This is a genomic window from Fictibacillus phosphorivorans, from assembly GCF_001619875.1.
In the GTDB taxonomy this organism is placed as follows: Bacteria; Bacillota; Bacilli; order Bacillales; family Fictibacillaceae; genus Fictibacillus; species Fictibacillus phosphorivorans_B.
Genome location: NZ_LRFC01000023.1, coordinates 210,282 through 233,140 on the forward strand (window position 1 = coordinate 210,282; position 22,859 = coordinate 233,140).

Annotated in this window: 23 protein-coding genes and 1 pseudogene; 20 read left to right on the forward strand and 4 right to left on the reverse strand. The window is 37.6% G+C overall.

Annotation, left to right across the window (positions count from 1 at the left end; all coding sequences use genetic code 11):
- Positions 1 to 60 precede the first annotated feature (60 nt).
- Complete coding sequence (locus tag AWM68_RS10540; protein WP_066241028.1) at positions 61 to 639, forward strand: YhcN/YlaJ family sporulation lipoprotein; 579 nt, start codon at positions 61 to 63, stop codon at positions 637 to 639.
- 107 nt (positions 640 to 746) lie between these two features.
- Here AWM68_RS10540 and AWM68_RS10545 read toward each other — a convergent pair whose 3' ends face one another.
- Positions 747 to 1,370 carry a YitT family protein gene (locus tag AWM68_RS10545; protein WP_066241031.1) on the reverse strand — a complete coding sequence of 208 codons (624 nt, stop codon included), beginning with the start codon at positions 1,368 to 1,370 and terminating at the stop codon, positions 747 to 749.
- Between the two features lie 277 nt (positions 1,371 to 1,647).
- Here AWM68_RS10545 and spoVK point away from each other — a divergent pair, with 277 nt between their 5' ends.
- From spoVK to glnA, 5 genes are all read left to right on the forward strand, one after another.
- Positions 1,648 to 2,598, forward strand: coding sequence for a stage V sporulation protein K (gene spoVK, locus AWM68_RS10550; protein ID WP_066241034.1), 951 nt, complete (start codon positions 1,648 to 1,650; stop codon positions 2,596 to 2,598).
- A gap of 39 nt (positions 2,599 to 2,637) precedes the next feature.
- Positions 2,638 to 3,894 carry a GTPase HflX gene (gene hflX / locus AWM68_RS10555; RefSeq protein WP_066241037.1) on the forward strand — a complete coding sequence of 419 codons (1,257 nt, stop codon included), beginning with the start codon at positions 2,638 to 2,640 and terminating at the stop codon, positions 3,892 to 3,894.
- A gap of 1 nt (position 3,895) precedes the next feature.
- Complete coding sequence (locus AWM68_RS10560) at positions 3,896 to 5,164, forward strand: aminotransferase class I/II-fold pyridoxal phosphate-dependent enzyme (RefSeq protein ID WP_066241039.1); 1,269 nt, start codon at positions 3,896 to 3,898, stop codon at positions 5,162 to 5,164.
- A 121-nt stretch (positions 5,165 to 5,285) separates the two neighbouring features.
- Positions 5,286 to 5,687: a MerR family transcriptional regulator gene (locus AWM68_RS10565; protein ID WP_066241040.1), complete on the forward strand. Its 402-nt coding sequence runs from the start codon at positions 5,286 to 5,288 to the stop codon at positions 5,685 to 5,687.
- Positions 5,688 to 5,759: 72 nt separating this feature from the next.
- A complete protein-coding gene (glnA, locus tag AWM68_RS10570; RefSeq protein WP_066241044.1) occupies positions 5,760 to 7,094 on the forward strand; it encodes a type I glutamate--ammonia ligase in 1,335 nt (444 codons plus the stop codon).
- Positions 7,095 to 7,340: 246 nt separating this feature from the next.
- Here glnA and AWM68_RS10575 read toward each other — a convergent pair whose 3' ends face one another.
- The 3 genes and pseudogenes from AWM68_RS10575 to lexA all read right to left on the reverse strand — a co-directional run bounded on the left by AWM68_RS10575 (position 7,341) and on the right by lexA (position 10,323).
- Positions 7,341 to 8,894, reverse strand: coding sequence for a vanadium-dependent haloperoxidase (locus AWM68_RS10575; protein ID WP_066241046.1), 1,554 nt, complete (start codon positions 8,892 to 8,894; stop codon positions 7,341 to 7,343).
- Between the two features lie 645 nt (positions 8,895 to 9,539).
- Positions 9,540 to 9,602, reverse strand: a pseudogene (locus AWM68_RS22140) (hypothetical protein); the annotation flags it as partial.
- A 106-nt stretch (positions 9,603 to 9,708) separates the two neighbouring features.
- Complete coding sequence (gene lexA, locus AWM68_RS10580; protein WP_066241049.1) at positions 9,709 to 10,323, reverse strand: transcriptional repressor LexA; 615 nt, start codon at positions 10,321 to 10,323, stop codon at positions 9,709 to 9,711.
- A 159-nt stretch (positions 10,324 to 10,482) separates the two neighbouring features.
- On the opposite strand from lexA, the gene yneA reads away from it, so the two are divergent.
- From yneA to AWM68_RS10650, 14 genes are all read left to right on the forward strand, one after another.
- Positions 10,483 to 10,749, forward strand: a complete 267-nt coding sequence (gene yneA / locus AWM68_RS10585) for a cell division suppressor protein YneA (RefSeq protein WP_066241054.1) — start codon at positions 10,483 to 10,485, stop codon at positions 10,747 to 10,749.
- 20 nt (positions 10,750 to 10,769) lie between these two features.
- Positions 10,770 to 11,414: a YneB family resolvase-like protein gene (locus AWM68_RS10590; protein WP_066241057.1), complete on the forward strand. Its 645-nt coding sequence runs from the start codon at positions 10,770 to 10,772 to the stop codon at positions 11,412 to 11,414.
- A gap of 59 nt (positions 11,415 to 11,473) precedes the next feature.
- Positions 11,474 to 11,713: a DUF896 domain-containing protein gene (locus tag AWM68_RS10595; RefSeq protein WP_066241060.1), complete on the forward strand. Its 240-nt coding sequence runs from the start codon at positions 11,474 to 11,476 to the stop codon at positions 11,711 to 11,713.
- A gap of 104 nt (positions 11,714 to 11,817) precedes the next feature.
- Positions 11,818 to 12,102 carry a HesB/YadR/YfhF family protein gene (locus tag AWM68_RS10600; RefSeq protein ID WP_066241062.1) on the forward strand — a complete coding sequence of 95 codons (285 nt, stop codon included), beginning with the start codon at positions 11,818 to 11,820 and terminating at the stop codon, positions 12,100 to 12,102.
- Between the two features lie 168 nt (positions 12,103 to 12,270).
- Positions 12,271 to 14,274, forward strand: coding sequence for a transketolase (gene tkt / locus AWM68_RS10605; RefSeq protein WP_066241065.1), 2,004 nt, complete (start codon positions 12,271 to 12,273; stop codon positions 14,272 to 14,274).
- A gap of 150 nt (positions 14,275 to 14,424) precedes the next feature.
- Positions 14,425 to 14,865, forward strand: a complete 441-nt coding sequence (gene sirA / locus AWM68_RS10610) for a sporulation inhibitor of replication protein SirA (protein ID WP_066241068.1) — start codon at positions 14,425 to 14,427, stop codon at positions 14,863 to 14,865.
- Between the two features lie 78 nt (positions 14,866 to 14,943).
- The gene (locus tag AWM68_RS10615; protein WP_066241071.1) at positions 14,944 to 15,162 is read left to right on the forward strand and encodes a YneF family protein; all 219 of its coding nucleotides are present in this window, start codon (positions 14,944 to 14,946) and stop codon (positions 15,160 to 15,162) included.
- A gap of 84 nt (positions 15,163 to 15,246) precedes the next feature.
- Positions 15,247 to 16,293: a tRNA 2-selenouridine(34) synthase MnmH gene (gene mnmH, locus AWM68_RS10620; protein WP_066241074.1), complete on the forward strand. Its 1,047-nt coding sequence runs from the start codon at positions 15,247 to 15,249 to the stop codon at positions 16,291 to 16,293.
- A 107-nt stretch (positions 16,294 to 16,400) separates the two neighbouring features.
- On the forward strand, positions 16,401 to 18,152 hold the full coding sequence (locus tag AWM68_RS10625; RefSeq protein WP_066241076.1) for an ABC transporter ATP-binding protein: 1,752 nt from the start codon (positions 16,401 to 16,403) through the stop codon (positions 18,150 to 18,152).
- Entirely contained in the window at positions 18,149 to 19,951 is a 1,803-nt protein-coding gene (locus tag AWM68_RS10630; protein WP_066241078.1) for an ABC transporter ATP-binding protein, read from the forward strand. Before AWM68_RS10625 ends, AWM68_RS10630 begins: the two co-directional genes overlap by 4 nt.
- Before the next feature lie 275 nt (positions 19,952 to 20,226).
- The gene (locus AWM68_RS10635; protein ID WP_066241080.1) at positions 20,227 to 21,066 is read left to right on the forward strand and encodes a M15 family metallopeptidase; all 840 of its coding nucleotides are present in this window, start codon (positions 20,227 to 20,229) and stop codon (positions 21,064 to 21,066) included.
- 103 nt (positions 21,067 to 21,169) lie between these two features.
- Positions 21,170 to 21,880 carry a cytochrome c biogenesis CcdA family protein gene (locus AWM68_RS10640; RefSeq protein WP_066241083.1) on the forward strand — a complete coding sequence of 237 codons (711 nt, stop codon included), beginning with the start codon at positions 21,170 to 21,172 and terminating at the stop codon, positions 21,878 to 21,880.
- 27 nt (positions 21,881 to 21,907) lie between these two features.
- The gene (locus AWM68_RS10645; RefSeq protein WP_066241086.1) at positions 21,908 to 22,363 is read left to right on the forward strand and encodes a Na(+)/H(+) antiporter subunit B; all 456 of its coding nucleotides are present in this window, start codon (positions 21,908 to 21,910) and stop codon (positions 22,361 to 22,363) included.
- A 2-nt stretch (positions 22,364 to 22,365) separates the two neighbouring features.
- Positions 22,366 to 22,830, forward strand: coding sequence for a CcdC family protein (locus AWM68_RS10650; RefSeq protein ID WP_082820667.1), 465 nt, complete (start codon positions 22,366 to 22,368; stop codon positions 22,828 to 22,830).
- The last annotated feature ends 29 nt before the right edge of the window (positions 22,831 to 22,859 follow it).

A 22,859-nucleotide genomic window follows, 5' to 3' on the forward strand; every position in this document is an offset into this window, starting at 1 on the left:
AAATTTTTTTGCATATTTCAAACAGGTCCTATGAAAACTATGTAAAAAAGGATGATGAATATGCGGAAAATAGGTTTGCTGCTGTTATGCGCTGTTTTTACTGTTAGTGCTTGTTCTGGAAAAACAGGATCAGGTGATGAAACACTCGATACGAAACAAGTTAGATATGATACTTCAGAACGTAAACCGAATACTCAGATTGATTCACCGCTTGTTGTCGAAAAGTCAGATGAAGTTCACCAATCAAAAGATTTGGTTCAACTTGCCCAAAAAGTAAATGGAGTGGATAAGGCTTACGTGATCGTAAGTGGTATCTACACACTAGTTGGAATAGTACCCTCAGAACCCGTAAAGCCAGGAGAAGAAAACGATTCATTACGGGAAGAAGTATATAAAGTATTAAAAGGCAATGCGCACGGAAAAAATGCTGCAATCACGACTGATCCTGAAAAAATTAAGGAAATAAAAAAGATAGGAGAGGTTGCAGCTCGAAGTAAAAATGATTCAAAAAGCGGTGTTTACAACGAAATGGGGATCTTAATCGGAAAAATAAAGCCTGTAAAGGGGCAATCTAAATCAACAGAAAGACAAGAAATGCACGAAGAAATGAATCAGAAACGGGACGATTTATACGAGTAAAGAGTGATTATTTCCTAAGGAAGCGCAGAAACTGACAACCACAGACAATCGGTTAACATAATAATAATTACGTAAATAAAAAGCATTTTCCAAATAGGAAAATGCTTTTAGCTGTTTTGAACAGGTTCTGATTCTGAAGTGTGATAAAGCGTAGGAGATGTTTCAACTGCTACTCTTAATTTACCCGTTAAATAAGAGGCAATCGTAATAGCTATTATTGATATAAGAGCATTTTTAACTCCAAACATGACAACCGCAGAGGATACGATAATAAAATCTGTAACAAATAATGAAACGCCTCGGTTGATGTTCGACTTTTGCTCCAAGTAGAGAGCTAAAATATGAATTCCGCCTAAGGAAGCGCCAGAATTCAAGACAATACTTACACCAATTCCGATTACCGTGCCCGCAATGACAGAAGCAGCGATTGGAGAAATGAGAGGAAGCGTTAAGTAATCCATCATATCTGAGATTGCCGAGATTAGTAAAATGCATAGAAGGGTAGATAAGGAAAAAGTCCATCCTAGTTTTTTTATCGATAAAATAAAAAAGGGCAGATTTACGATCAGAAACAAGATTCCCCAAGACCAGCTCGTTAGAAAAGATCCTATAGTAGCAATTCCAGCTGTTCCACCAAACGTTAAAGCGTGAAGCGTTAATAGTTTTATCCCAAAAGATGTTAAAAATAATCCAATTAGGATCAAGATAATTTTTTGTAATTTAATGTGCATAATCTTTTTTCTTCCATTCGTCAGTAAACTTATTTCACATTATTTAACATAACACGGAAATCTTGCATACTTGAGTATTTTTATTCGTCTGAAAATAGAAAACGGTTACAATTATCTAATAATTATTCATAATTAAAAACAAAGCTTGTCTTTGTAGTAGATCTAAAGAGTTCAACATAAATTGATAACAGTGGATCAAGGAAGAATATAGGCATTTGTCACGGAAAAGATGTTGCTGCGTATAATGACTTGACTGGCAAAAGTGAGGTGGTATCACTTGAATGAACCTATTGCTATAAAAAAGCAAAGGCAGATTAACATTGTCTTAAATCATGGAAACGAAAAAACGAAGATTGATGATGGAGCAACCCTCCCTGGAAAAGAAAAGGCATTGGATCAGCATCAACCTCTGCTTCGAATGGAAAAGGAACTGAATCAATTGGTTGGAATGGAAGAATTAAAATATCATGTAAAAGAAATCTATGCATGGCTTCATATTAATAAATGCCGTCAGGAAATGGGGTTAAAAGCAGAAAAGCAAGCACTTCACATGTTGTTTAAGGGGAATCCTGGGACAGGAAAAACTACGGTAGCTAGGAAGTTGGCCACTCTTTTTCATGAGATGAAAGTACTTTCAAAAGGACATCTGATTGAGGCGGAAAGAGCTGATCTTGTAGGTGAATATATTGGTCATACTGCTCAGAAAACAAGAGATCTGTTAAAGAAAGCAAGCGGGGGAATACTGTTTATTGATGAAGCGTATTCTTTGGGTCGCGGCGGAGAAAAAGATTTTGGGAAAGAAGCGATCGATACACTCGTGAAAGCCATGGAAGATCAACAGCATGATTTTATACTCATCCTCGCAGGATATCCAAAAGAGATGGAACGTTTTTTAAAACTTAATCCTGGGTTGCCATCAAGATTTCCGATCATTGTTTCTTTTCCTGATTATTCTGTGGAAGAATTAATGGAGATTGCGAAAAGGATGATAACACAAAGAGAATACGTTCTAACGAGAGACTGTGAATGGAAATTAAAAACACATATAGAGCGAGTAAAGAATTTGAATCCTGGTTCATTCTCTAATGGAAGATACATTCGTAACATGATTGAAAAAGCGGTTAGAAGACAATCAGTACGTCTTCTAAATGAAATAAGCCAAGACAGAAAAACATTGATGACGATACAAAGTGATGACCTGGTGCTAGAAGAACGTGATTCGATTTGATATGATGATAAGAGACTATGGAAAGCAGGGATCGCGAATTTGAACAATAACAAAGATTCAGTTCAGGAAAAAGCGATTCTCGTCGGCTGTCAGCTTCCACGGCAGAACGACGAGCGTTTTTTTTATTCAATGGAAGAATTAAAATCATTAACTAAAACAGCTCAAGGAACAGTCTGTGCTGTTGTTAGTCAAAAAAGAGATCGATATGATTCAGCGACTTTTATCGGTAAAGGAAAAGTAGAAGAGATCATCACACTTGAAGAAGAACTGGAAGCAGACATTATCATTTTTAACAGTGAACTCTCACCATCTCAAGTACGAAATCTATCACAGCATTTCAACGCAAGAGTGATTGACCGAACTCAGCTGATTCTAGATATCTTTGCACAGCGTGCGAAAACTCGAGAAGGAAAACTTCAGGTTGAACTTGCACAGCTCGAATATTTGCTACCGAGACTCTCAGGAATTGGAGCGAGCTTATCTAGATTAGGTGGCGGAATTGGAACAAGAGGTCCTGGGGAAACGAAACTGGAAAAAGACAGACGTCACATTCGTTTTCGAATTCATGAACTCAAAACTCAGATCAATTCTGTAGTGAGCCATAGAGAGCGATATCGTGAGCGCCGCAAACATCAAGGAGCATTTCAAGCTGCTCTAGTTGGCTACACAAATGCAGGAAAGTCAACGATTTTTAATAAACTAACCGAAGCAGATAGTTACGAAGAAGATCAGCTGTTCGCAACTCTAGATCCATTAACAAGAAAAGTCAAACTAAAAAGCGGATTTCAAATGCTTCTTACCGATACAGTAGGTTTTATCCAAGACTTGCCCACATCACTCATTGCGGCTTTCAGATCCACACTTGAAGAGGCAGCTGAAGCTAATCTTCTTATTCATGTGATCGATGGTTCGAGCGAAGATCGTGTACAGCATGAGAAAACGGTAAAACGAATATTAAATGATCTAAATGCAAGCCATATTCCTATGTTAACGGTCTACAATAAGAAGGACCAGTTTGCAGATAACTTTATACCAGAAACCCCTTCGATCTCCATTTCAGCTTTATTTGATGGTGATATCTCACAATTAAAAGATACTATTGAAAAAGAAGTGATGAAGCAGATGACTTTTTATCAGATTAAAGTACCTGCTCACGAAGGCAAGCTTCTTTCTCAACTTCGTGGCGAAACGATTTTAATAGAACAAGAATTTAATAAAGAAGAATTGGTTTATGAATGTAAAGGGTATGCTTTATCCACCTCTTCCATTTCATCCATCAGCAACAAAGGAGAATAACATGTATTCGCAGTTTCAAAATGAAAAGATCTTAGAACAATTAACAAAAAAGGTTTCTCAGCGAATTAAAGACGTACATGCATCAATTGATGAAATAAGTGAGTTTAATCAACTGAAGGTTTTAAAAGCTTTTCAAAACCATCAAGTTGGAGACCATCATTTTCATCCCTCAACAGGCTATGGTTATGATGACAATGGGCGTGACACGCTTGAAAAGGTTTATGCAGATGTTTTTAAATCTGAAGCCGCAATCGTAAGGCCGCAGATTATTTCAGGTACGCATGCGATCACTTTAAGCTTGTTCGGGATGCTTCGTCCGGGTGATGAATTGCTTTATATGACCGGAAAACCTTACGACACTCTCGAAGAAATTGTTGGCATCAGGGGTACGGGAGAAGGCTCTTTAAAAGAGTACGATATATCTTATCAGCATGTAGATTTAACTTCGGATGGAAATATTGATTACGAAAATGTCCAGAGAGCCATATCGGAAAAAACAAAAGTAATTGGTATACAGCGATCTAAAGGATACGCTGATCGCCCTTCTTTTACCGTTGACGAAATTGAAGAAATGATTACATTTGTTAAAGAAATCAAAAAAGATGTCATCGTTTTTGTGGACAACTGCTATGGTGAATTTGTAGAACAAAGAGAACCTATTGAAGCAGGTGCAGACATTATTGCAGGTTCATTGATAAAGAATCCAGGAGGAGGTCTAGCAAAGACTGGAGGTTATATCGCTGGAAACGGGAAATTGATAAATAAAATTTCTTTTCGGTTAACTTCACCTGGTATAGGAAGAGAAGCTGGTGCGTCTCTTTATAGTCTTCAAGAGATGTATCAAGGATTCTTTTTAGCACCTCATGTAACAGCTCAAGCGCTAAAAGGGGCGGTGTTCACGGCTGCGTTCTTAGAAGAATTAGGCATGGAAACGCGTCCGTCATGGAACGCAAAAAGAACAGATCTTATTCAGTCGGTAATCTTTGAGGACAAAGAGCGGATGATTCATTTTTGTCAGTCCATACAAAAAGCTTCTCCGATTAATTCTTATGCTGTTCCTTATCCGGATTATATGCCAGGCTATGAAGATGATGTTATTATGGCTGCAGGAACATTTATTCAAGGAGCAAGTATTGAACTGACTGCTGATGGGCCGATTCGGCCACCATATATTGCTTTCGTTCAAGGTGGATTAACTTATGAACACGTTAAAATTGCAATTGTTTCAGCAGTGGATGAACTTTTAACTCATGGACTCATTCATAAATAAGTAAAAAAAAAGAGACAGCTCGTCTCTTTTTTTATTTGATGTTATTTTTTCTAACATTACGATTGACATGTGAGCTTTTGTGACATAAGATATAAAAAGAAGTTGAAAGGAGGTAGGCAAAATGAACGATATGAATCGCCGGAACTTACCTTTGTTCCCAATCAGTATTGTGATGCAGTTGACTGAATTATCGGCAAGACAAATTCGTTATTATGAAGAAAACGATCTGATTCATCCTGCACGAACTGAAGGGAACCGTCGTTTATTTTCATTTAACGATGTTGATAAACTTCTTGAGATTAAAGCACTTCTTGAACAAGGCGTGAACTTAGCTGGAATCAAAAGAGTGTTTGAGCTTAATGAACAAGCAGCAGAATTTATTAAGAACCAGCCAAATGTGCAAGGTGTTCAACAAATTTCTGAGTCTGCGCTTCATCGCAGGTTAAAAAGGGAATTGATTCATGCTGGAAGACACGGAAAGACATCTTTGATTCAAGGAGAACTTTCCAGGTTTTTTCATTGATAAGCTCTAAATAATACTTAACGTGAACAATCGCCATTAATAGGCGTTTTATATTTAAAGGAGGAGAAAGATTTGTCTAAGTATACTAAAGAAGATATCTTAAGAATGGTAAAAGAAGAAAACGTAAGATTTATTCGTTTGCAATTTACTGATTTACTAGGTGTAATCAAGAACGTTGAGATTCCAATCGGACAGCTTGAAAAAGCTTTAGAAAATAAAATGATGTTTGATGGTTCCTCAATTGAAGGATTCGTTCGTATCGAAGAATCTGATATGAATCTTTATCCTGATTTAGACACATTTATGATCTTCCCTTGGACATCTGAAAAAGGTAAAGTAGCTCGTTTGATTTGTGATATCTACATGCCAGATGGAAACCCATTTGATGGAGATCCACGCGGTATTTTAAAACGTGTATTAAAAGAAATGGAAGAGTTAGGATTCTCAGATTTCAACATCGGACCTGAGCCAGAATTCTTCTTATTTAAAAACGATGAGAAGGGTGAACCTACACTAGAACTTAATGATAAAGGTGGTTACTTCGACCTTGCTCCAACAGATCTAGGCGAAAACTGCCGTAGAGATATAGTATTAGAACTTGAAGACATGGGCTTTGAAATCGAAGCTTCTCACCATGAAGTTGCACCTGGTCAGCACGAAATTGACTTTAAATATGCTGATGCAGTAAGTACATGTGATAACATTCAAACGTTCAAACTCGCAGTTAAAACAATTGCACGTAAACATGGTCTTCACGCGACATTTATGGCAAAACCTTTGTTTGGTGTTAACGGATCAGGAATGCATGCGAACATGTCACTATTCAAAGATGGAGAAAACGTGTTCTATGATGAGAAATCAGAAACTGGTTTAAGTGAAACAGCTATGCATTTCTTAGCGGGTATCTTAAAGCACGCTCAAGATTTCACAGCGATTACAAACCCTACTGTTAACTCTTATAAGCGTCTAGTTCCAGGATACGAAGCACCTTGTTATGTTGCTTGGTCCATGCAGAACAGAAGCCCGCTCATTCGTATCCCGGCTTCTCGCGGAATCAGTACTCGTATCGAGGTAAGAAGCGTTGATCCAACTGCTAACCCTTATCTTGCGATGGCTGTACTTCTTGCAGCAGGTCTTGATGGAATTAAGAATAAGTTAAATGCACCGAAACCAATCGACAGAAACATTTATGTAATGGATAAAGAAGAGCGTGAAGCAGAAGGCATTAAAGATCTTCCTGCAACACTTAAAGAAGCTCTAACTTTATTTGCTAAAAACGAAGTACTTACAAAGGCTCTTGGAGCGCATGCAACTGAGCACTTCGTCGAAGCAAAAGAAATCGAGTGGGATATGTTCCGCACACAAGTTCACCCTTGGGAACGCGAACAATATATGAGCATGTATTAAAACCTGTAAACCCCTGATACTATTAGTGTCAGGGGTTTTTCTATTTTTGGTCAAATCGTTAATTTTAGTATCAATTTGTCTCGTCCAAAATCAATTTATTTATTTTTTATATAGTCTTCATATTTATCTTTTTAGAGATATGGGTATAAACTTCTGATGTAATTTAAATGTAGCCTGTCCTAAACAAAGCTGAACATATTTCTATCAGTAACAGTTTTTAGTATATTCCAAGTAGCATCCTCTAACCTATTTGATTGTGATAGGAGTCCCGTCAAACTTAACGAATGAGAAACCACTAAATTTCTCATTGTAGGTTGCCCTGTAGTCCCTCAGAATGCTTATTGCGACGGCTTCACCAAGTTTCATCCCCTCAATCCCATCAGAACGCCAATGGACGCCGGCTGTATCGCGGCCTAGGGAGATATTGGCGGCAAGTTTATTCAATTCCCCGCCTATTGTCAATGGTTCTCCTGAATAAGGAAGCAATGTGAGGCCATCCGAACTGGAAACGACTGGATTTGGAATCTCAAACGATTCTTTAAAGAATGCCTTGAGAATAGTGGCTCCTGCCCCAGCGATGGCTGCGTGGCCAGCTGGATAAGCCGGATGGATCGGGCAGCCTTCCGGATATGACATTGGAAGCAGGTAGCTGCGAAACTTTTTGAATATCTTACCAATTACCTTGCAATTAAGGAGTTCTGAATTTATCGGGTAGCATTTTGTACCTATCATATGGTTGTGGACGCGTCCTCCGAACTCCTCAGGACGTAGTCTACGGTGGACAAGGTATTTTTGGAACCAGGCCGCCTCAAGTGCTGCCCGCCCGACTTTTGTAACTAAATCAAGAATATGTGCGGCCCCGAAGGTAATAAAACTACCTTGGGTTTCTGATTTAAGGTAGGGGTTGGATTCATCTAATGCTCCTTTTCCGTAGCTCAACAGAACTAAACAAGCGGAAAGTGGGCCCTGGAAGGAAAAGTCCTGATGAACATATTCACCCAAATCCCTTCCATTCCGGATATAGCGGGGTGTTGGATCGAATAACGGTGCCGCAGGAATTGAGCCGTTCTGGATATCCAACCATTTATCATATGATGTCATATAATCAGAACTTGTCACAGTTGTACGATATCGTTGAACGATTGTTGTCGCACCATAAGGGATGTCTTTCAATAGAAATTGGGAGATATAAGGACCTGTTAAGTCACCAGGTGTGTCTCCGCGGAATAACGTATCAGTGGTGACTTTGCTGTTTGCTTTAGGTCCGCGAAAATCAGAAAATGAGGATAAATCTGAAGCTGCTTCCATGGTAAGTGGGTTGGAGCCGTACTCAAGAAAAGGAACATCACGGGTCAAGGCTTGCCAATATAGTTCAGCCATTTCACCAGCCTGCCAAGCACTGTTAAAGGAAGGAGGTACAGCGATACCTAAGTTGTGGCAATCAGTACCCGCAAGATCAAAAGCGTAAACGGCTTGTGGATTTGCAAGCTTGACGTCACCGCCGAGAGGAATGGATTCAAAATGGCGTTCCTTACCTGTTTTTAAGGCCTTAATAAATTGGTTATATGCCTGGAGGTCAACCGTGCCATGGGAATTATGTGGCAATCCCTTAGTAAAGCTGCCAATTTTAGTTGGATACAATTGTTCGTCACCATTACATGGATGTTTAGTAAGAGGAAGTATCATTTGGGAAGCTGCTGCCTCAAGACGAACTTGAAATGCTTTCTCATTGCGCTCAATTGAATTTAAAGGTCCAATTAAACAGTTTTTTTTATTGTTAGACTCTTTGTTTTTTGTCATCTTATCACCTATTTGTTTTATTATGAAACTAGGAAAAAATCCTACTTTCTCCGATGTTAATAACTTTAGCTAAATATTTTCTTTAGCCCCCTAAACCCTTACTTCAATTGGTTCATTAGTTCATTATATTCATTATTTTTTTATAAGAATAGGTTGTTCACCAATGAGAATAACCCAATTTATTATTATTAGACTGTGTACCACGTGCGAACACGGAATAAAATGATCGTTCCTCAAAATGAAGAAAAGGGCAGCATTCATCTGAAAAATGCCTTAGCGCTTTTGGATTTTATAAGGAGACTTATATTTATTTGCAAATTCATTCATAATAAAAATACTTGGTTGTTGGCACTTCGAACTTGGATAGAAATACCCTTCCTTATTAACCGAAAGTTTTAGAGTGATGGACCAAAAATGACAAAAAATTTAAAAAAGAGACAAGATAGATATTGAAAAAATTAAATTTGCTGATTTTATAGCATTTTAAGCATATTTTAATAAAGGAAAAAATGGTGAGATATGTTCTTAAACAATTTCACCCTTGGAAGCGCGAAACAATATATGAACATGTATTAAATGAAGTAACCCCTGACATATTAGTTGTCAGGGGTTTATTGAATATCATCATAAATATGAAAAATTTAATTAAACAGGCATAATAGACACGATTTGCTGAATTCGAACAAATAAAGTGGAGTCGGGTATCCGTACACCTTATACATACAGTGGGCGGGAAGAGAGGAACTAACGATGATGCCATATAAAAAGAGAAGCAGCTTAACAAGTAGCTGCTTCTCTTTATGTTTAATTTGCATTAGTGAATACTTCTATATACTCCAATAACTTTTCCTAGAATCGTAACGCTTTGAAGGATAATCGGTTCCATAGAGGAATTCTCTGGCTGCAGACGAATGTGATTCTTTTCTTTAAAGAACCGTTTTACAGTTGCTTCGTCTTCATCAGTCATAGCCACGATGATATCTCCGTTATTGGCAGTAGGCTGTTGTTTTACAACAACTAAGTCCTTATTGAAAATACCAGCTTCAATCATACTGTCCCCGACTACAGACAACATAAACACATTCTCATCACCTACAACGTGTTCAGGCAATGGAAAATATTCTTCTACGTTTTCAATCGCACTAATTGGAAGCCCCGCAGTTACTTTACCGATTACAGGGATTGAGATTGAACGAACAGAAGGAATATTATCATCTAGTCCTAACACTTCAATAGCCCTTGGTTTCGTTGGATCTCTGCGAATTAGCCCTTTTTTTTCAAGTCTTGCTAAATGGCCGTGTACTGTAGAGCTAGAAGCAAGTCCTACCGCTTCCCCAATTTCTCGAACGGAAGGGGGATATCCTTTTTGTGAAACTTCCTCTTTTATGAAAGCCAGGATATCCAATTGTCGTCTGGATAACTTAGTCATTTTAAGCACCTCACCGAATTTTTTATCTATAAAAAGTATAGCATGAGGAATAAAGAGATACAAACATAAGTTCGAAAAAATAGTTGACACCGAACAAACGTTCCAGTTATTATAATATCAAAAGATGCGAACAAACGTTTGTTGAAAGGGGATATCACAATGAAACAAGGGACAATGCATGTTATTGTATTTTTAGGGTTGTTAGGTGGTATATTTTTTACGTTATCAAATCTTGCATCACAAGAAGCTCAATATATTGAAGTAACTATACAAGAGGGAGATTCACTTTGGAGTCTTTCTGAAGAATATAACGCCAAACATCATTATTCCAACTGGGAGTTTATACAGTGGGTCGAAAAGAAGAACAGCGTAAATGCTTCAGCTGTATTTCCAGGCCAGAAGGTAATCATACCAGTAAATAAATAAACAAAGCGGGTTTTGGGCAAATGAAAGCTATTATTTATTGCAGAGTAAGTACGGAAAAAGAAGAGCAGCTCACATCCATTGACAGACAGGAAGCTGAATTAGAAAAGTTAGCGAAGCAATTTGGTTTCGATGTTATTGCCTGTTTTAGCGAGAAGGCAAGCGGATACTCACTTGATCGCGAAGAATTATTAAACGTGCTTGACTTGGCAAGAGACGGTGAATTTCAATATCTTCTCATTCAAGATGATACTCGTCTAGGAAGAGGAAAGGCTAAGATGGCTATTCTGCATCAGTTAATAAAATACAACATTAAATTATTTACACTGTCTAATAACGGAGAATACACGTTGACTGAGGCTGATGAAATGGTGTTGGAAATCGTATCTACTGTAGAGGAGTATCAGCGGAAGCTTCACAACATGAAAATAAGGCGCGGCATGAAAAAAGCGGTAAAAGATGGTTATAAACCCCAAAGGAATTTAAGCAATAACACAAATGGCGGACGAGATAAAAAAGAAGTACCAATATCTGAAATTGTTCGCTTGAAGAACATGAAGCTGACCTTTCATGACATATCATTAACTCTTAAAGGATTAGGTTTTAATGTATCAAAAGCTACCGTACATAGAAGATACAAAGAACACATGGAAAATACAGATAACTAGAAATTCCTTTCATACTGCTGTAGGATAGAATGAAGAATGTTGCAAAAGGAGTTTTTAATATGTTATCAAAAGATAAAATGCAAAGAATAAATGAATTATCTCGAAAGTCAAAACAAACGGAATTGACATCAGCAGAAAAAGCAGAACAAAAAAAATTGAGAGAAGAGTATTTACAAGTCTTCCGCAAGTCTTTCGTTCAAGATTTACATGGCATGACGTTTGTAGATCCTAACGGTGATGATGTAACACCTGAAAAATTAAAAAGAAGTAAAGACAATAAGAAAAACCTTAAACAATAATCATGAATGCCTATTTACTTAACTGTAAATAGGCATTTTTTCTGTTGCAATCTATATAGATTAGTATATACTGTTATATAACAACTTTGAAAGGGGAGAATATTTTGACTTTTTCAATTACAAGTGCAGCAGCTAATCTTTATAAAGATATTAAGTTAGAGGCTAAAGAAGGTTTAAGACTATTTGTGAAGTATGCAGGAAGTGGAGACTCAGGAGGTTTTTCTCTTGGCGTGACACCTGCCGTTCCTGAAGAGAATGATTATATAAAAGAAGTTGAAGGCCTTCGCTTTTTTGTTCGATCTGAAGAAAAATGGTTTGTTGAAAATATGGAACTTGATTACGATGAACAAAATGATTACTTTTCTTGCCACATACCAGGCCTCACCTAAACTTAAAACCGTCTGTACTACAACAAGAATGTTGGATAGTATCAGACGGTTTTTGTATGTTTTTTTAGGGTAATGGTAAAATAACAGTAGTTTATAAAGTGTTTATCTTGTCTAATTGGACTTGAACGTTTATTATGAAAGTCAAAACTGTTTAGTACATATGAAGGGATGATTTTTTTGTCACGTAATCTTGATGAATTAGCAATTAATACGATAAGAACTCTTTCTATTGATAGTATTGAAAAGGCAAACTCAGGACATCCAGGGATGCCAATGGGTTCTGCTCCGATGGCTTATAGTCTTTGGGCGAAATTTATGAACCACAATCCAGCAAACCCTGAATGGTTTAATCGTGATCGTTTTGTTTTATCTGCTGGCCATGGTTCTATGCTATTGTACAGTCTTCTTCACTTAAGTGGTTATGGATTAACAATTGATGACCTTAAGAATTTCAGACAATGGGGAAGCAAAACTCCAGGGCATCCAGAATTCGGACACACTGTTGGGGTTGAAGCAACTACTGGTCCACTTGGTCAAGGAATTGCGATGGCTGTTGGTATGGCAATGGCTGAGCGTCACTTAGCAGCGAAATATAACCGTGATGGCCATGAAGTAATTGATCACTTCACATATTCCATCTGCGGTGACGGTGATCTTATGGAAGGCGTTTCTGCTGAAGCTGCTTCATTAGCAGGTCATCTTGCATTAGGCAGAATGATCGTACTTTACGACTCAAACGATATCTCTTTAGATGGAGATCTTCATCATTCATTCTCTGAAAGTGTTAAACAAAGATTTGAGGCATATGGATGGCAAGTCCTTTATGTTGAAGATGGGACAAATTTAGATGAGATTGAGAAAGCAATAGCAGAAGCTCGTGAAGAATTAAACAAGCCAACATTGATTGAAGTAAAAACCATTATCGGTCATGGATCACCAAATAAATCAGGAAAATCTGCTTCTCACGGTGCACCACTTGGTAAAGAAGAGATTTTATTAACAAAAGAAGCTTACAAATGGACGTTTGAAGAAGATTTCCACGTTCCAGAAGAAGTAAGATCTCACTTCCAGCAATTAAAAAGTGAAGGACAAACAAAAGAAGACGAATGGAATAAGCAATTTAAAGCGTATAAAGAAGCATATCCGGAATTGGCTGAAGAGTTAGAACAAGCAATCAAAGGAAAACTTCCAGAAAACTGGGATCAAGATCTTCCTGAGTTTGATAAAGCGATCGCAACACGTTCATCTTCTGGTAAAGCAATCAACGCACTGGCTAAAAATGTACCATCACTATTCGGAGGATCTGCTGACTTAGCTGGATCCAACAAGACGCTGATTGAAGGAGAAGCGAATTTTAGCCGTAATGATTACAGCGGACGTAACATCTGGTTCGGTGTTCGTGAATTTGCAATGGGAGCAGCACTAAATGGTATGGCGCTTCATGGAGGTTTAAATGTATTCGGTGGAACATTCTTCGTGTTCTCTGATTATGTAAGACCTGCTATTCGTCTATCTGCTTTAATGGGGCTGCCGGTTACTTATGTATTGACACACGACAGCGTAATGGTTGGTGAAGATGGTCCAACACACGAACCAGTTGAACAGCTTGCATCACTTAGAGCTATGCCTAACCTTAACTTGATTCGTCCAGCAGATGGATATGAATCAAATGCAGCTTGGAAAGTGGCACTAGAAAGCAAAGATCAACCTACAGCTTTAGTACTTAGCCGTCATGATCTTCCGATTTTAGCTAATACGAAAGAAAAGGCTTATGAAGGTGTTAAGCGTGGTGCTTATGTTGTTTCACCTGCTGAATCTGAAGCAGATGTTCTTTTACTTTCTGCAGGGTCAGAAGTGAGCATTGCAGTTGCTGCACAAGAACTACTGAAAAATGAAGGAATTTCGGCTTCTGTCGTATCCATGCCTTCTTGGGAAAACTTTGACAAACAAGATAATCAATATAAAGAATCTGTTCTTCCAAAACATGTTAGGAAGCGTCTCGCGATTGAAATGGGAGCATCACTTGGCTGGCATAAATATGTTGGTCTAGACGGAGACACATTAACAATCGATACGTTTGGTGCTTCAGCTCCTGGAGAAATCATTCAAAAAGAGTTCGGTTTTACTCCTGAGAACATTGTCAAACGTGTAAAAGACATGTTAAATCAATAATTGCTTATATCTAAAGAAGACTTCCTGGGTGGAAGTCTTCTTTTCTTTCTAATTCGACAAAAATAGTTGATTTTCACTCTCCTTTTTAGACAAGCTTTTTTAAAATTTATGTATATAATTTCTAGAAAGCAGTCGGAAAGGAGCTTATTCATGAGAGAGTTTTATATTTATTTAATAACAAAAGAAGTTGCTCACTCCTACTATGGTAAAGAAAATAAACTGTTTCAATTATTCTTTGAAGAACAGCGATCAACTGGAATTTTTAAAACAATTTTACAAAAGCAGGTCTGTTATATAACGAAATTATTATCCGCTTCTCAATTAGAGAAACACTTATGGGAGAGCTTAAGCGGTACTTACAATTGGAGATTAGAAGGTGAAACCTATTCTTTGTCATGCAAAGAAAGTACGATAAGACTTGAAATATGTGATCAATACATACATTTATACAGCATCGGTAATTTTGAGGCAGAAACCATAATTTTTGAGGCTTTACGTCATTACAATTCTTATTTTTTAGCTATGGATTATGGCGAAAGGAAATATGGCTGGCTCTCTCCTTTTAAATTGAATATGGTATATGGCACTTAAATCTCTATCAAATCTTGTATGTGATGGTAAACTTGTAGTAAACTAGTTCTAGACAACATGAAGGAGGAAGTTTTAACAATGGGTACTGGTATGATAATCCTTGTGTGTGCACTTTCACTGATTGCAGGTGTTGCGATCGGATTTTTTATTGCCCGCAAGTATATGATGAGTTATTTACAAAAAAATCCACCGATTAATGAAAATATGTTGCGTGTGATGATGATGCAGATGGGTCAAAAGCCTTCACAGAAGAAAATCAATCAAATGATGCAGGCTATGAACAAGCAAATGAAGTAAATGTTGTACAAGCACCCTGATAGGAATCGGGTGCTTGTTTTCGTTCTACTAGCTATTGATAGCATCAACTAAAGGATGATGGCCATGAACAATTTAGAGACGATTTCAATCGATGATTTGGATTTTTCTAAATATATCTTGTTTGATGTAAGATCTCCAAAAGAATTTGAAGAATTTCATCTTCCGAACGCTCTGAATCTTAGTATATTTACAAATGATGAGAGGGCAGAAATCGGAACAATTTATAAGCAAGTGAGTAAAGAGGCAGCAATAGAGCGGGGACTTGAAGTTGTTGGACCAAAGCTACCTGTTCTTTTTCAAAAGATAAAGACCGAAAAGGAAAAAAATCCAGATAAAAAAGTGGTCATCTATTGTGCAAGAGGCGGTTTACGCTCTAAGAGCATCGCTCAAACAATGAACATGATTGGACTTCAATGTTTGCAGCTTGAAGGGGGGATTCGCTCGTATAGAAAACAGATCGAATCCTTCTTTGATAGATATATAAAGACTCAAAGACAAATCATTGTACTTGAAGGCCACACAGGCACAATGAAAACAGAAATTCTAGAACGATTGCAAAATGAGGGATACCCTGTCATTAATCTTGAAAAAATGGCCGGTCATAAAGGTTCGATCTTTGGAAGAATCGGTGAACAGCCTTCTTCACAGAAAAAGTTTGAATCCAATCTTTTTGAACGCCTCAAAGAACTAGAAAACTCACCATCGCTTATCATCGAATCAGAAAGCAAAAGAATAGGAAGAGTGATTGTTCCGGATTTTCTTCTAGAAGGAAAATACAGCGGTACACGAATCCATATTGAGGTTCCGTTTCATTTACGAGTTCATTATATTTGTAATGTGTACAAGCCGCTTTTGCATAAAGATGAGATTGTTGAGGCTGTGAATAAACTTTCTAAAAGAATTCCAGTTGCAGTTATGGAGGATTTGAAGGATAGCCTTCAGTGTCAAAATTATGAAAAAGTAGTATCTTTATTATTAGAAAACTATTATGATCCGAAATACGAATACGCTGAACAAAAGTATGAGAGTGATTGTGTAAAATTGCATGGAGATTCATTAGAAAACATTTATTTAAAAGTAAAGAAACAAATCAATCGTCTAATCGTATAAAAAAGACCCAAAGAGGGTCTTTTTTTGTGAAACTTTTTCCTTTTCGGAATTTTCATATATTGGTAAACTATACTTGTTTTTGATTTGCGTACAAGGGGGAACAGGTTTTGAAAGTTTTTCTGCAGTTGATGTGGTTTTTCAAAGAGGAGAAATGGCGTTATTTAGGCGGGATCATAATGCTTGGCTTCGTTTCATTAGGTTTACTAGTACCTCCGAAAGTGGTTGGGCTCATTGTCGATCATATTGAAAGAGGAACGATAACAAAAGGAATATTATGGGAATATGGCGGTCTTCTCATCTGTATCGCTATCGGGATTTATATCCTTCGCTACATATGGAGAATATTGATCTTTGGTGCAGCAGTGAAACTTGCGATGCTTCTAAGAAACAGGCTATATGAGCATTTTACAAAAAAGTCTCAAGCCTTTTATCATAAACGGCGCGTAGGGGACTTGATGGCTCATTCTACAAATGACCTTCAAGCCATTCAGCAAACGGCTGGGGATGGTGTTTTAACACTAGTGGATTCCTTAATGATGGGTGGATTTACGCTAATCGCTATGGCAACTACGATCAGCTGGAAACTGACACTTGTCAGTCTTTTGCCATTACCAATTATGGCGTGGGCAACTAACAAATATGGAACAATGCTTCATAAACGGTTTCATAGTGCACAAGAAGCATTTTCGACATTAAATGATAAAGTGCAAGAGAGTATTTCAGGGACAAGGGTAATTAAAGCATTTGGCCAGGAAACAGATGATATTAAAAGTTTTGAAAACCTTTCAAAGGATGCCGTTAAGAAGAATATGGCGGTTGCACGAATCGATTCATTATTCGATCCAACCATCTCATTGATTATTGGTTTCTCATTCTTTTTGGCGGTAAGTTATGGCTCAATTCTTGTTACTCGAAACGAACTAACAATCGGTGAGCTTGTTTCTTTCACGAGTTATCTTGGATTGTTAATATGGCCGATGCTCGCTTTTGGCTGGTTGTTTAATATTGTTGAACGAGGTAGAGCTTCGTATGATCGAGTTGAATCTCTGCTTGCTGTAAAAGAAGAAATTGAAGACTTAGGGATGATTGAATCAAGTCCACATGGTGATATCTCGTATGAGCTAAAAGAGTTTTCTTACGTAGACAGTACACCTGTACTGAAGGATATTCATTTTACGTTAAAACGAGGGCAAACACTGGGGATTGTCGGAAAGACTGGAAGTGGGAAAACTAGCCTTTGTAAGTTATTGCTGCGTGAATATCACTTAAATCACGGTGCTATTTTTATCGATGGCCATGATATACGTGATTACAAATTGCAAGCATTAAGAGGAGCGATCGGTTATGTTCCTCAAGATCACTTTTTGTTTTCGGCTACCATTGCTGAAAATATAGCTTTTTCCAAGGTTGATGCACCTTTTACAGAAGTGAAAGGAGCTGCAGAACTAGCTTCCATTCATAAAGATATCTCTCAGTTTAAGTATGGCTATGAAACGGTAGTAGGAGAGCGGGGCGTGACACTGTCTGGAGGGCAGAAACAACGGATTTCCATAGCAAGAGCTTTAATAAAAAATCCTGAAATTTTAATATTAGATGATTCACTTTCTGCTGTTGATGCTAAAACGGAAGAATCAATCCTTCAGCATTTAAAAGTGAAACGTCAAAATCAAACGACCATCATTACCGCACATCGACTATCTTCAATCGCACATTGTGATTTAATTATTGTTTTAGAAAACGGCACAATTAGTCAAAGAGGAACCCATCACAGCTTAGTAAATGAAGAAGGATGGTACAAAGAAACATATGAACGTCAAGCTCTAGAAACACTGATTTCAGAAGGAGGTGTGATGAAATGAGCGCACCAGAAGAACAGTCTCAAGATGAACTGCAGCAAATGAAACAATGGACAGTGTTCAAGAGATTAATGTCGTACACAGCTCCGCATAAAAAACGGTTAACCCTTGCTTTCTTCTTATTATTGATCGCTACAGCTGCTGAACTGACTGGACCAATCTTAGTTAAAACATTCATTGACGACTATGTAACACCGCGTAATTTTGAACAAACAGCTTTGCTAATCCTGGCATCCAGTTATATTGGATTAATCTTGATCTCTGCAGCTGTGAACTATATCCAATTTGTGTTATTTCAATCTGTAGCATTAGACATCATCCAAACATTACGGATCCAAGTGTTTTCAAAGGTTCATTCATTAGGATTAAAGTTTTTTGATCGCACACCGGTCGGAAGTTTAGTTTCAAGAATTACAAACGATACGGAAGCTGTTAAAGACTTGTATGTTAGTGTGCTTTCTACTTTCGTTCAAAATATCGTCTTTTTGTTCGGGATATTCGGATTCATGTTTTACTTAAATGTGAAGCTCGCACTGTTTTGCTTAGGTATTCTACCGTTTATTGCAGGAATCATGTGGATGTATCGTAAATATAGTTCAAGATCGTTTTACGAGATGAGAGAAAAGCTCAGTCAGTTAAATGCTAAACTGAATGAATCACTTCAGGGTATGTCAATCGTTCAGTTGTTTAACCAAGAAAGACGCCTTAGAAAAGAGTTTGCGGTTATCAATAATGAACACAACGACGCCCAAATTCGAAACATTAAATATAACGGTTTGTTATTGCGCCCAGCAGTAGATCTCGTTTATATGCTCGCTCTATTGATGATTCTATCCTTTTTTGGCATCAAATCATTCAATTCTCCGGTAGAGATCGGTGTGATCTATGCGTTTATAAACTATCTAGATCGATTTTTTGAACCGGTAAATATGATGATGATGCGGCTCTCGATCTTTCAGCAAGCCATCGTTTCCGCTGGCCGTGTATTTACCGTTATGGATGAAAAAGAGTTTGCGCCAATTAAAGAAGGGAATCAAGAGCCAGCCATTCAAAATGGAAAGATCGAGTTTAGAAATGTTACCTTTTCTTATGATGGTGAACAAGAAGTGCTCAAGAATATTTCGTTCACAGCACTTCCAGGTCAGACGGTCGCACTAGTCGGCCATACAGGCAGTGGGAAAAGTTCAATCATCAATTTGCTTATGCGTTTTTATGATGTGAAAAAAGGACAGATTCTGATTGATGATGTTCCCCTCACACATTTCGAGAATAAAGAACTAAGGGAAAAAGTAGGTCTCGTTCTTCAAGACCCATTTTTGTTTGTTGGGGATATCAAACAAAATATTAGAATGTATAATAGTGAGATTTCTGATGAAGACGTGTTGGCTGCCGCTCAATTTGTTCAAGCATCAACATTTATTGAAAAATTACCAGATGGTTTTCAGACAGAAATTGGAGAGAGAGGCGCAACGTTCTCTAGCGGACAAAGACAGCTGATTTCTTTTGCTCGGACAATGGCTTTTTCTCCAAAAATTTTAATTTTGGATGAAGCTACAGCAAATATTGATACAGAAACGGAAGAAGAGATTCAGCTTGCTCTCCAAAAGATGAGAAGCGGCAGAACCACCATCGCCATCGCCCACAGACTTTCTACTATTCAAGATGCTGAACTCATTTTGGTCCTGCATAAAGGCGAAATCGTAGAACGTGGTACACATCAAGAGCTATTACGAGAGAGGGGCCTTTATCATAAGATGTTCTTGCTGCAGCACGGAAAAGATTCAATGGAAGAGGTAGGCTAAAATATAGGCAGTTCCTAATAATAGGGAGCTGCCTTTTTGAGTTCTGTGAAGGTGTTTTTTTACTCTTTACTATGATCTTTCTAAAGAAATTTTTGCTATTAAAAGTTTTCATTTGCCTTTATCGAAATAGTGGTTGGCGTTCAAGGAGTTTTCTATTAAATGTCTATAATTTTTCGAATATATGAACTTATGTCATATATTATTGACTTATTTGCAAATTATCCTATGATAAGATAGCATACACATACAAACTGAATAAAAAGGATGAGAGTAGTTTGAAGAATTATGTATTACCATCAATGCTAATCGGAAGCATGTTACTCTTAACGGCATGTAAACCCATTGATTGGGCTGAAAAACAATGGAATGCTGCATTTAGCGATGAAACATCTGAAAAACAAGAAAAACAGATTTCAAATGAACAATCAACTCCAAAAGACGAAAGCGAAACGGAGCCTAATGAAGAACAGCCATCTCCACAGACTGAACTTCCTTGGCTTGAAGAAACGGTAACTGTATCTGGTGACGGCCAAGCAGTTGTCCAAAACCTAGATGATCTTTTAATTGTTGCGAATAAAGAAAGAAACTTACCTAAAGATTATGAGCCAAAAGATTTGGTAAAACCTAATGTTCCGTTCCCATTTAAAGAGGACCTTCCCAAAAAGAAACTGAGAAAAGAAGCGGCATCTTCATTAGAAGTGTTGTTTAAGGCAGCTGAGGAGAACGGATTAGAACTTCTTGCGCAATCAGGCTATCGATCATATGATACCCAAGTATCGATCTTTGCTTATAATGCTGAGCAAAGAGGTGAAGAAGTAGCAAATAAAACTAGTTCTAAGCCGGGACAAAGCGAGCATCAAACAGGCTTATCCATGGATGTTACTTCTCCAGAGGTGAATTATGAACTCGTAGAGGAGTTCGGTGAAACAAAAGAAGGTAAATGGCTTGCAGAGAATGCGCATAAGTATGGATTTATCATTAGGTACCTTAAAGGAAAAGAAGAGATTACCGGGTATCAATATGAACCATGGCATTTAAGATACGTAGGTGTTGACCATGCAAAAAAAATTCATGCACAAGGAATTACACTTGAAGAATATTTGCAAAAACCATAATGATTTGGACAGCTTTTTAGGAAGCTGTCTTTCTTTATGTTTGAACAATTCTGCTATTCCCATTAAGATAGAGAGAGAACTGTAAAAAAGGAGCTTCTGCTAAATGAACGATCTCAATATTTGGCTTGCATTCGGGGCCGGACTGCTGTCCTTTATATCCCCGTGCTGCTTACCGTTATACCCAGCATTTTTATCATATATTACAGGGATATCGGTTCAGGAACTAAAAGAAGAAAACGCGATGCTTAGAAAAAGAGCGCTTTTACATACGACATTCTTCTTGATCGGTTTTTCAATCATATTTCTTTTCTTAGGATTGTCCACTACAATTATTGGAGATCTTTTTGTAGAATATCAAACATTGCTGAGGCAAATCGGCGCTATCGTGATTATCTTTTTTGGACTTGTTGTAATGGGATTCATAACTCCAACATTTTTGATGAAAGATAAGAAAATTAGATTTCAATCGCGTCCTGCGGGGTATGCAGGTTCCGTATTGATAGGGATTGGGTTTGCAGCAGGGTGGACACCTTGCATGGGGCCAATTTTAGCTGGAGTCATCGCACTTGGAGTATCTAATCCAGCAGCTTCATTAACATATATGATAGCTTATGTTTTAGGCTTCGCTGTTCCATTCTTTGTTTTAAGCTTCTTTTTGGATAAACTAAAATCAATCAAACGATTTAATCGACAGTTTATGGTGGTAGGGGGTACCCTAATGGTAGTGATGGGAATCCTACTTTACTTTGATTGGTTGACCCAACTAACATCATTTTTAACAAATCGTGTGTTTGGTGGTTTTAAAGGTTTTTAAGATTACTTATGAAAGGGGATATACAACATGCATTCACGTTCAAACGACCTTATCTTAAAAACAACAACTAACATAATTGTTTTTGTTATTTTAGCTTTTTCTGTTAACATGTTATTTTCAGGTCATAATGCACCTGGAGGAGGTTTTATCGGAGGACTGATGGGAGCAGGAGCCATTCTCCTTCTATATGTATCTTACGGACTTCAGCCTGTAAATAGAATTCTGCCTATTAACTATACATATATGATCGGGGCGGGACTTTTAATTGCTATTCTTACTGGTGCAGGTTCGTTTGTTCTAGGAGTACCGTTTTTAAGCCAAAGCTTTGGGTACTTTTACCTTCCTATACTAGGTAAGACAGAACTTGCTACAGCTATGCTTTTTGATTTAGGTGTATATTTCACTGTAATTGGGGTTACTATGACCATTATCCTCTCTATTGCAGAAGATAAGATTGAGAAAGAAGTAGGGGAAGGGAACTAATCGTGTTTTTTATTGCGAGTACATGCTTTGCCATTATCATGGCTGTGATTGTTTTTAACTTTCGTATGAAAGAAACAAGAGAACCTGTAACAGCAAAGAGAATCATCATACCTCCATTAGCTATGAGTACAGGATTTCTGCAATTCGTAATACCTGCTTTTCACGTCACATGGCTCGAAGCAGGGGAGGCCTTTGTTGTCGGTATCATGTTTTCTATTTTCCTCATCATGACAAGCAAATTTGAAATAAAAGGTGACCATGTGTACCTTGTTAGATCCAAAGCCTTCATTTTTATTATCATCGGATTGTTTGCTATTCGTTTGGCTTTAAAGTGGTATATCGGTTCAACGATATCCATTTTTGAAACGAGTTCGCTATTCTTTATCGTTGCTTTTGGTATGATTCTGCCTTGGCGCCTAGCGATGCTGTTTTTATTCATGAAAAAGAAAAACGAAATCGCTCTATAAGTTCTTGACAAAAGGAAACCCCTGAATCG

Coding starts and splice junctions, on each gene's coding strand:
- AWM68_RS10540 (WP_066241028.1), top strand. CDS start 61: ATGCGGAAAATAGGTTTGCTGCTGTTATGCGCTGTTTTTACTGTTAGT.
- AWM68_RS10545 (WP_066241031.1), bottom strand. CDS start 1,370: ATGCACATTAAATTACAAAAAATTATCTTGATCCTAATTGGATTATTT.
- AWM68_RS10560 (WP_066241039.1), top strand. CDS start 3,896: ATGTATTCGCAGTTTCAAAATGAAAAGATCTTAGAACAATTAACAAAA.
- AWM68_RS10565 (WP_066241040.1), top strand. CDS start 5,286: ATGAACGATATGAATCGCCGGAACTTACCTTTGTTCCCAATCAGTATT.
- AWM68_RS10575 (WP_066241046.1), bottom strand. CDS start 8,894: ATGACAAAAAACAAAGAGTCTAACAATAAAAAAAACTGTTTAATTGGA.
- lexA (WP_066241049.1), bottom strand. CDS start 10,323: ATGACTAAGTTATCCAGACGACAATTGGATATCCTGGCTTTCATAAAA.
- yneA (WP_066241054.1), top strand. CDS start 10,483: ATGAAACAAGGGACAATGCATGTTATTGTATTTTTAGGGTTGTTAGGT.
- AWM68_RS10590 (WP_066241057.1), top strand. CDS start 10,770: ATGAAAGCTATTATTTATTGCAGAGTAAGTACGGAAAAAGAAGAGCAG.
- AWM68_RS10595 (WP_066241060.1), top strand. CDS start 11,474: ATGTTATCAAAAGATAAAATGCAAAGAATAAATGAATTATCTCGAAAG.
- tkt (WP_066241065.1), top strand. CDS start 12,271: ATGATTTTTTTGTCACGTAATCTTGATGAATTAGCAATTAATACGATA.
- sirA (WP_066241068.1), top strand. CDS start 14,425: ATGAGAGAGTTTTATATTTATTTAATAACAAAAGAAGTTGCTCACTCC.
- AWM68_RS10615 (WP_066241071.1), top strand. CDS start 14,944: ATGGGTACTGGTATGATAATCCTTGTGTGTGCACTTTCACTGATTGCA.
- mnmH (WP_066241074.1), top strand. CDS start 15,247: ATGAACAATTTAGAGACGATTTCAATCGATGATTTGGATTTTTCTAAA.
- AWM68_RS10630 (WP_066241078.1), top strand. CDS start 18,149: ATGAGCGCACCAGAAGAACAGTCTCAAGATGAACTGCAGCAAATGAAA.
- AWM68_RS10640 (WP_066241083.1), top strand. CDS start 21,170: ATGAACGATCTCAATATTTGGCTTGCATTCGGGGCCGGACTGCTGTCC.
- AWM68_RS10645 (WP_066241086.1), top strand. CDS start 21,908: ATGCATTCACGTTCAAACGACCTTATCTTAAAAACAACAACTAACATA.